The 8,699-nt window shown below is 67.4% G+C and carries 8 protein-coding genes and 1 tRNA gene; 8 read left to right on the forward strand and 1 reads right to left on the reverse strand.

The annotated features are described in order from the left end of the window. Positions 1-91 precede the first annotated feature (91 nt). The 4 genes from eno to PQI23_RS13765 all read left to right on the forward strand — a co-directional run bounded on the left by eno (position 92) and on the right by PQI23_RS13765 (position 3,875). A complete protein-coding gene (gene eno / locus PQI23_RS13750; protein ID WP_339975512.1) occupies positions 92-1,372 on the forward strand; it encodes a phosphopyruvate hydratase in 1,281 nt (426 codons plus the stop codon). Between the two features lie 29 nt (positions 1,373-1,401). Further along, the gene (locus PQI23_RS13755; protein WP_339975501.1) at positions 1,402-1,941 is read left to right on the forward strand and encodes an FtsB family cell division protein; all 540 of its coding nucleotides are present in this window, start codon (positions 1,402-1,404) and stop codon (positions 1,939-1,941) included. Continuing rightward, entirely contained in the window at positions 1,938-2,420 is a 483-nt protein-coding gene (locus PQI23_RS13760; protein ID WP_339975503.1) for a DUF501 domain-containing protein, read from the forward strand. The genes PQI23_RS13755 and PQI23_RS13760 overlap by 4 nt, the downstream gene beginning before the upstream one ends. A gap of 123 nt (positions 2,421-2,543) precedes the next feature. Beyond that, positions 2,544-3,875 carry an NAD(P)/FAD-dependent oxidoreductase gene (locus PQI23_RS13765; protein ID WP_339975505.1) on the forward strand — a complete coding sequence of 444 codons (1,332 nt, stop codon included), beginning with the start codon at positions 2,544-2,546 and terminating at the stop codon, positions 3,873-3,875. Between the two features lie 228 nt (positions 3,876-4,103). On the opposite strand, the gene PQI23_RS13770 is transcribed toward PQI23_RS13765, so the two are convergent. Beyond that, positions 4,104-5,582, reverse strand: a complete 1,479-nt coding sequence (locus PQI23_RS13770; RefSeq protein ID WP_339975507.1) for a helix-turn-helix domain-containing protein — start codon at positions 5,580-5,582, stop codon at positions 4,104-4,106. A 126-nt stretch (positions 5,583-5,708) separates the two neighbouring features. Here PQI23_RS13770 and PQI23_RS13775 point away from each other — a divergent pair, with 126 nt between their 5' ends. From PQI23_RS13775 to PQI23_RS13790, 4 genes are all read left to right on the forward strand, one after another. Continuing rightward, positions 5,709-7,559, forward strand: coding sequence for a phosphoenolpyruvate carboxykinase (GTP) (locus PQI23_RS13775; protein WP_445238442.1), 1,851 nt, complete (start codon positions 5,709-5,711; stop codon positions 7,557-7,559). 158 nt (positions 7,560-7,717) lie between these two features. Next, positions 7,718-7,791 (forward strand) — tRNA-Leu (locus PQI23_RS13780). Positions 7,792-7,944: 153 nt separating this feature from the next. Next, entirely contained in the window at positions 7,945-8,232 is a 288-nt protein-coding gene (locus PQI23_RS13785) for a hypothetical protein (RefSeq protein WP_339975508.1), read from the forward strand. A gap of 27 nt (positions 8,233-8,259) precedes the next feature. After that, on the forward strand, positions 8,260-8,550 hold the full coding sequence (locus PQI23_RS13790) for a hypothetical protein (protein ID WP_339975510.1): 291 nt from the start codon (positions 8,260-8,262) through the stop codon (positions 8,548-8,550). The last annotated feature ends 149 nt before the right edge of the window (positions 8,551-8,699 follow it).

The following is an 8,699-nucleotide window of genomic DNA, read 5'->3' on the forward strand; positions in this document are numbered from 1 at the left end:
TCAGGATGCGGCCGATCGCGATCCTGCGCTCGTCGAGGCTGCGGCGGAAGTCGTCGCGGCGGCAGCCCCCGAGCCCGTCAAGGAGCGCATAGTGGCATTTATCGACGCAGTGATCGCCCGAGAGATTCTCGATTCGCGTGGCAACCCGACCGTCGAGGTCGAGGTCGGCCTGACCGACGATTCTGTGGGCCGCGCCGCGGTTCCCTCGGGAGCATCGACCGGTGCGTTCGAAGCGTACGAGCTCCGCGACGGCGACAAGGATCGCTACCTGGGCAAGGGCGTCACGAAGGCCGTCGACGCGGTCTTCGACGAGCTGGCCCCGGCGATCGAGGGCTTCGCCGCCGACGATCAGCGCATCATCGATGAGACGCTGAAGGAGATCGACGGCACGCCGAACAAGGAGCGCGTCGGCGCCAATGCGATCCTCGGCGTCAGCCTCGCAGTGGCGCACGCCGCCGCCTCCGCCGCCGAGCTGCCGCTGTACCGCTACCTGGGCGGCCCGAACGCGAGCACGCTCCCCGTGCCGCTCATGAACATCATCAACGGCGGAGCGCACGCCGACACCGGCGTCGACATTCAGGAGTTCATGGCGGTGCCGCTCGGCGCCGAGACGTTCTCAGAGGGCCTGCGCTGGGGCGTCGAGGTCTACCACGCGCTCAAGGCGCTCCTCAACGAGAAGAACCTCTCCACGGGCCTGGGCGACGAGGGCGGCTTCGCCCCCGATCTTCCGACCAACGCCGAGGCGCTCGACCTGATCGTCGAGGCGATCCGCCGCGCCGGTCTCGAGCCGGGGCGCGACGTCGCCGTCGCGCTCGACGTGGCCTCCTCCGAGTTCCATCAGGACGGCGTCTATCAGTTCGAGGGACAGGCGCGCACCGCCGCCGAGATGACCGCGTACTACGCGGATCTGCTCGACCGCTACCCGCTCGTGTCGATCGAGGATCCGCTCGACGAGAGCGACTGGGAGGGGTGGAAGCACCTCACCGACGAGCTCGGTTCGCGCGTGCAGCTCGTCGGCGATGATCTCTTCGTCACCAACCCGGAGCGCCTCGCCGACGGCATCGCGAAGGGCGTTGCGAACTCGCTGCTCGTCAAGGTGAACCAGATCGGCACTCTCACGGAGACCCTTGACGCCGTGCAGCTCGCACAGCGCGCGGGGTACACCGCGGTCATGTCGCACCGCTCGGGCGAGACCGAGGACGTGACGATCGCCGACCTCGCCGTCGCCACCGACTGCGGCCAGATCAAGACCGGCGCCCCCGCACGCTCCGACCGCGTCGCGAAGTACAACCAGCTGCTCCGCATCGAGGAAGAGCTCGGCGGCGCCGCGCGCTACGCGGGCCGGGGCGCGTTCCCGCGCTTCACCGCGTAATCCGAGTACCGCGCAGAGGCGACGACACGGTGAAGGGCTGGATCGACGACGTCGGAACGTGGGCGTCGAGCCTGCGGTTCAGCGGCTTCACCGTGGTCGTCGTCGTACTGGTGCTCGCGGGCATCGTCATCGTGAGCCCGAGCCTGTCGACGTTCGTGCAGCAGCAGCGCGAGATCGCGGAGCTCCGCGAGAGCGTTCGGCAGAGCCAGGAGGCGGTCAACGAGATCGATGCCGAGCGGGCGAAGTGGAAGGATCCCGTCTACGTGCGCTCGCAGGCGCGCGACCGGCTGTTCTACGTGATGCCGGGGGAGACCCAGGTCAACGTGATCGATGACATCGTCATGCCGATCGAGTCCGAGGAGGAGCCGGACCCCGAGCTCTCGCGCATTCCCAGCAACTGGGCCCGAAACCTCTCGGCCTCGTTCCTCAGCGCGGGTACGACGGACGCGCCTCCCGCCGATGCTCCCGTCGAGGCGCCGAGCGGAACCGAACCAGAAGACGCCGACCCGTCGACCGACCAGGTCGATCCCGCGTCGCCCCAAGCCCCCGTCGAGGAGACACCGCAATGAGCCGCCCGCCCTACCCCGAACCGACCGCAGCCGACATCGCAGCGGTATCCGAGCAGCTCGGTCGCGAAGCCCGAGGCGTCGTGGGCATCGCGGCTCGTGCTGCCGACGGCTCCCCGGCAGTCGTCGCCACCGCGCCCCGCCTGCCCGACGGGTCGCCGTTCCCGACCTTCTACTACCTCTGCCACCCGGAGGCCGTCGCTGCGGCGTCGCGGCTCGAGGCGGCCGGCGTGATGAACGAGTTCAACGAGCTGCTGGCCTCCGACGAGTCGGTGCGCGAACAGTATCAGCGAGCGCACGAGCAGTTCATCGCCGACCGCGACAGTGTGGGCGAGGTTCCCGAGGTCGCCGGCGTGAGCTCTGGGGGCATGCCGACGCGCGTCAAGTGCCTCCACGCGCTGATGGGGCATGCGCTCGCGGCGGGGCCCGGGGTGAATCCGATCGGCGATCTCGCGCTCGAGCGGAGCGGGTGGCGCGGCTGATTCGCGCCACGGCGTTCTTCGGAGCTGTGAAAACGCGGTAAGCTTTCGGTACGGGTGTTTCGCCCGCTATTTTCTGTGCCCGCAACGCGGGTCCGTCCCTGATTGCTGCAAGGAGATCGCTTCGTGGCGAAGAAGATTCTGATCGTTGGTGGTGGCTATGCCGGCTTCTACACCGCATGGAAGCTGGAGAAGCTGCTCCGTGCAGGCGAGGCCGAGGTCACGATCGTCGATCCGCTCCCGTACATGGCGTACCTGCCGTTCCTCCCCGAGGTCGCCTCCGGGTCGATCGAGCCGCGTCACGCGGTCGTCGCGCGACGCCGCCACCTGGAGCGCACCGCGAACATCGCCGGCAAGGTCACCGCGATCTCGCACGCGACCAAGAGCGTCACCATCACGCCCAACGCGGGTGAGCCCTTCGACTTCGCCTACGACCACATCGTCGTGACGACCGGCTCGGTGTCGCGCACGTTCCCGATCGCGGGCATCGCCGACAACGCGATCGGCATGAAGACCATCGAAGAGGCCGTCGCCGTGCGCGACCGTCTCGTCGGCAACTTCGAGCGCGCCGCTACGCTTCCGAAGGGCTCCGCCGAGCGCGCACGCCTGCTGACCGTCACCGTCGTCGGCGGCGGCTTCGCCGGCATCGAGACGATCTCCGAGCTCCGCTCGTTCGCAACCGCGCTGCTGCGCCGGTACCCCGAGATCGCATTCGACGAGACGGTGTTCCACCTCGTCGAGGCCATGGGGCGCATCATGCCCGAGGTGTCGCAGGAGACCGCCGACTGGGTCGTGAAGGATCAGACGCGTCGCGGCGTGCAGATCCACCTCGACACGCAGCTCTCCTCGGCGCTCGACGGCAAGATCGAGCTGTCGACCGGCGAGACCTACGAGTCCGACCTGATCGTCTGGACGGCGGGTGTCATGCCGCGTCCCTTCCTGCGCGGAACGGACCTCCCGATCGGTCCCCGCGGGCACGTGATCGGCAGCCCGTCGCTGCGCATCACCACCGAAGACGGCGTCGCGCTCGAGGGCGCCTGGACCGCCGGTGACACGTCGCAGACTCCCGACATCTCGTCGACCCCCGGCCCCGGCGGATTCTGCGTCCCGAACGCACAGCACGCGGTGCGCCAGGGCAAGCTGCTCGCGAAGAACATCGTCGCTGATCTGCGCGGCGAGGGCGTCGCCGAGTACAACCACAAGAACATGGGCGCCGTCGCGGGGCTCGGTGTCAACACCGGTGTCTTCCAGTCCGGCAAGTTCGCGCTGAAGGGTTACTTCGCCTGGCTCGCGCACCGCTTCTACCACGGCCTCGCCATCCCCTCGTGGGAGCGCAAGTGGCGCGTGTTCGGCGGTTGGGTCGGCCACTTCTTCCTCGGCCGCGACGCGGTCAACATCGAGGCCGTGCAGCACCCGCGTGCCATCTTCGAGGAGTTCGCCTCCCGCCCGAAGGCCTGATCGGCGCTCGGCAGCGAGAACCCCCGCAGCTTCGGCTGCGGGGGTTCTCGCGTTATGGGCGTCTGGAGCTGCATGCGTGCGAAACGGGTGGGCCGGATGAACCGCCAGAAGAGTGCGCTTACGAAGCGAGAATCGCACGTTCGTGGAGGTTCATCACGAACTTCTCATGTCTCAGCTTCCGGCGCCTGTGGGCGCCGCGCCGGAAGCGACGAAAGCTCCGCTTTCGTCCTAAGCTTCCGGCGCATGCTTCGCGAGGAACTGGTACATCTCCGTATCGTCGACACCCGGGAAGGTGCCGGTCGGCAGCGGCGATAGCACGTGCGCGTGCATGCGCGCGCTCGGCCACGCCTTGCCCTCCCACCGCGCCAGCAGCTCGGGTTTCGGCGTGCGGCAGCACGCCGGATCCGGACACGTCGAGACCTGGCGCTCGCTCGTGTCGCGCCCGCGAAACCACTTCGCGTCGTCGAACGCGACGCCGCACGCGATGGCGAACGGACCCTGCTCGGCGTCGCCGGTCTGCACGCTCGACCAGAAGGTGCCCGCCGGGGTGTCGGTGTACTGGTAGAACTCGCTGGTGCGATTGGTGCGGTTGAACGATGTACGGCCGCCCCACTTGTGGCAGAGCACCTCGCCTTCGATCGATCCCGTGTCGTCAGCGGGGTACGGCAGGCCGTCGTTCTGGTACCCGCGCACGATCGCCCCGGCGCCATCGGCTCGGTAATGATGTGCGCGAAGCCCGAGGTGCTGCGTCGCGAGATTCGTGAATCGATGCGACGCCGCCTCGTGCGTTACGCCGAACGCATCCCTGAAGTCTTCGATGGCGAGATTGCGATTGCGCTTCGCCTGCTGCAGGAAGTCGACGGCCGCGGCCTCGGGGATCAGGCATGCTGCCGCGAAGTAGTTGATCTGCAGGCGCTGCTCGAGGAATTCGGCGTAACTCGCCGGTTCCGAGTGGCCCAGCACGCGGTGCGCCATCGCTTGCAGCGCCAGCGACCGCAGCCCGTGGCCGCCGGGAATCGAGGCCGGCGGCAGATAAATGCGGCCGTTCTCGAGATCGGTGATGCTGCGCGTGTTCGACGGCAGGTCGTCCACGAAGATCAGGCCAAAGCCCAGCAGCTCGGCGAGCATCGCGACCTCGCGGTGCGTGACCGCGCCGATGGTGTGGCCGATGCGACGCATCAGGTCGGATGCCACGAGCTCGATGTCCTGGATGTAGTTGTCGCGCGCCTGCATCTGCATGCGGATCGCGGTGTTGGCGCGACGCGCCTCCTCCGAGGTGGTCGCGGCGGCTCGGGATCGCCGGGCGAGCTCGCGGTGCAGGCCGACGAGGGCCTCCAGCGTGTCATCCGGAAGTGTGCGAGGCGTGCGCACGTGGGGGAGGCCGAGGCGGGTATAGGTGGGCGCGGCCTGCGCGCGTTCGAGTTCGACCTCCCAGGTGCTTCGGCGATCCGGAGCCTCGCGCTTCAGGAGCTCTGCGGCATCGATGCCGAGTTCGCGCGAGATGCTCTGCAGGAGGCCGAGCCGCGGCTCCCGACGACCGTTCTCGATCAGCGAGAGCTGACTCGCGACGACGCCCACGCGGTCTCCCAGCTGCTCGAGGGTGAGCCCGGCGCGGGTGCGGAAGTATCGGAGGCGCTTGCCGAGAATCAGTCGGTCGAGTTCTGCCTCGTCGAATCCGGCGGTCACCGGAGTAGCTTCGGTGTTCATTCCTTGACTATATGTCAAATTCGGGCGATTTTTCCAGCCGAAACGATGAATGCGGAGTGAACGACGCGCTCACAATAGAGATGTCGCCGCTTCTTCGCCGGGCGGCGGAACCTTGAGGAGAACGACATGGCACTCATGCAGACCATCGAGACCGAGATGACCTTCGCCGAAATCGTGCGTGCGGACGCGACCACGAGCAACGAAGAGGTGCTCGCGTGGGTCACCGAGGTTGCGGAGCTGACGCGGCCCGAGGACGTCGTCTGGTGCGACGGATCCCAGGCGGAGTGGAACCGCATCACCTCCGAGATGGTCGAGGCGGGCACGCTGATCCCGCTCAACAAGAACCTGCGACCCGGCAGCTTCCTCGCTCGCTCGCACCCCGATGACGTCGCGCGGGTCGAAGACCGCACGTTCATCTGCTCGGCCGATGAAGCCGACGCCGGCCCCACGAACAATTGGATGGCTCCCGACGCCATGAAGTCGGAGCTGACGCCGCTCTTCGCCGGCTCGATGCGCGGGCGCACCATGTACGTCGTTCCGTTCTCGATGGGCCCCGTGGGCGGTGCGATCACCCAGCTCGGCATCGAGCTCACCGACTCGCCCTACGCCGTGCTCAACATGCGCATCATGACCCGCATGGGGCAGGCCGCGCTCGACGGCATCACGCCGGGGAGCGAGTGGGTGCGCACCGTGCACTCCGTCGGGGCGCCATTGTCAGCCGGCCAGAGCGACGTCGCATGGCCCTGCAACGAGACCAAGTACATCACGCACTTCCCGGAGACCCTCGAGGTCTGGTCGTACGGCTCGGGGTACGGCGGCAACGCCCTGCTCTCGAAGAAGTGCTTCGCGCTGCGCATTGCGAGCGTCATGGGGCGCAACGAGGGATGGCTCGCCGAGCACATGCTCCTGCTGAAGCTCACGAACACCGAGAGTGGCAAGGCGTACCATCTCTCCGCAGCGTTCCCCTCTGCGTGCGGCAAGACCAATCTCGCGATGCTCCAGCCGACGATTCCCGGCTGGAAGGTCGAGACGATCGGTGACGATATCGCCTGGCTGCGCCCCGGCGCCGACGGGCGGCTGTACGCCATCAACCCCGAGGCGGGCTTCTTCGGCGTCGCGCCGGGCACCGGTGAGTCGACGAACCCGGTCGCGGTCGAGACGCTGTGGGGCAACACCATCTTCACCAATGTCGCGCTCACCGACGACGGCGACGTGTGGTGGGAGGGGAAGACGGACGAGGTGCCCGCCCACCTGATCGACTGGCAGGGCAACGACTGGACTCCCGACTCCGGCCGAGTCGCAGCCCACCCGAACTCCCGCTTCACGGTCCCGATCCAGCAGACCCCGACGCTCGCGCAGGAGTGGTACGAGCAGAACGGCGTTCCGATCGACGCGATCCTCTTCGGCGGGCGCCGCGCGACGAACGTGCCGCTCGTCGCGCGCTCGCTCTCCTGGGAGCACGGCGTCTTCGTCGGCGCGACCATCTCCTCGGAGAAGACCGCTGCCCAGGAGGGCACCGTCGGCGAGCTGCGGCGCGATCCCTTCGCGATGCTGCCGTTCTGCGGCTACAACATGGCCGACTACTGGGGGCACTGGCTCGACATGGGTCGCGAACTCGGCGACCAGGCGCCGAAGATCTTCCAGGTCAACTGGTTCCGCAAGGGGGCCGACGGCCGCTTCCTGTGGCCCGGGTTCGGCGAGAACTCGCGCGTCATCGACTGGATCATTCGCAGCGTCGAGGGCTCGGTCGAGGGCCGCGAGACGGCCGTCGGCACGGTTCCCGCGAACGGCGAGCTCAATCTCGAGGGGATCGAGGTGCCCGAGGCCGACATGGAGGAGCTCTTCTCCATCGATCCGCAGTCGTGGCTCGCGGAGGCCGACCTCACGGAGGAGTTCTTCGCGCAGTTCGGCGATCGCCTCCCCGCCGCTCTCGCGGGGCAGCTCGACGCCCTGCGCCAGCGTCTCGGCGCGGCGTGACCCTGTCGCGTTGCTGACGCGTCGGCACGGGGATGTGCCGAGCGCCACGCGACGCCCGTAGACCGTAGGCCCCGCCGTTCTGCCCAACGGCGGGGTTTACTCTTTCCGCGTCCCGGCGCGGACCATCGGTCGTCTCGCTGTCTGAGAGAATCGAACGGCCCCCCATAGCCCAACTGGCAGAGGCAGCCGACTTAAAATCGGCACAGTCAGGGTTCGAATCCCTGTGGGGGGACGAGGAAAGGCCCCTACTTCCGCACAACGACGCGGAAGTAGGGGCCTTTTGCTCACCTGGTGAAAGGGGCGCCGACGGCGCTGGACAGCACTGGGACAGCATGGCTTTCGAGACGATGCCGGATTGTCGTCGGCCGAGCGTACGATGCTGCGCATGAGTAGGCCTGCACCGATCCGCCTCGACGCGGACACGTGGGTGATCATGCGCAGCGCGACGGATCACCCGACCGCGATCGTGAACCGAGTCACGGACACCGCGGGGGAGGCGAGGTTCCTCGTGCTCAAGTGGGCGCTCGATCCGGCGCAGCGGCGCATGACGGGCATCTTCGCGACGCTCGAGCAGGCGGACGCCTCGGTGCTGTACGACAATACGGCGCACATAGCGCAGGCGCAGCGGAAGACGTCGGGCCCGCCGAACGGTGGAGGGTCGCTGCATACCTAGACGTGGCCCGCCGGGCATAATCTGAGTATGTATCTCGACAATAAGGCCGTTCAGCTGCTGCGTGGATTGATGATCTTCTGCTTCCTCATCGGCCTGATACTCATCGGTGTCACCATAGTGATGTTCGTCGAGCCAGACTTCTTAGGGATTGAGCCGGCAGCAGGCCCGGTCCTGCTCGTTATCGGCGCAACACTCGTGGGGACCGGGGTCAGCTGTGCAGTGACCTACCTGCTCATCGCCTGCGTAGTGCTGGCCATCGAGCAAGCGGCAACAGAGATCAAGAACGAGATGCGCCTGAACAGGATGCTGCAACGCTGACCTTGGAACACAGAAAACGCCCCCTCTCCCGGCAGTGAGGCTCAGGAGAGGGGGCGTTGTTCTGGGGCGAAATGAAGCGCTCTGGGTTTGTTGGAGACTCCTGACCTTGGAAACGAGGATGGAGTTATGCCGAAAGAGCAGACATCAGG

The sequence above is a fragment of the Leucobacter sp. USCH14 genome, assembly GCF_037619215.1.
In the GTDB taxonomy this organism is placed as follows: Bacteria; Actinomycetota; Actinomycetes; order Actinomycetales; family Microbacteriaceae; genus Leucobacter.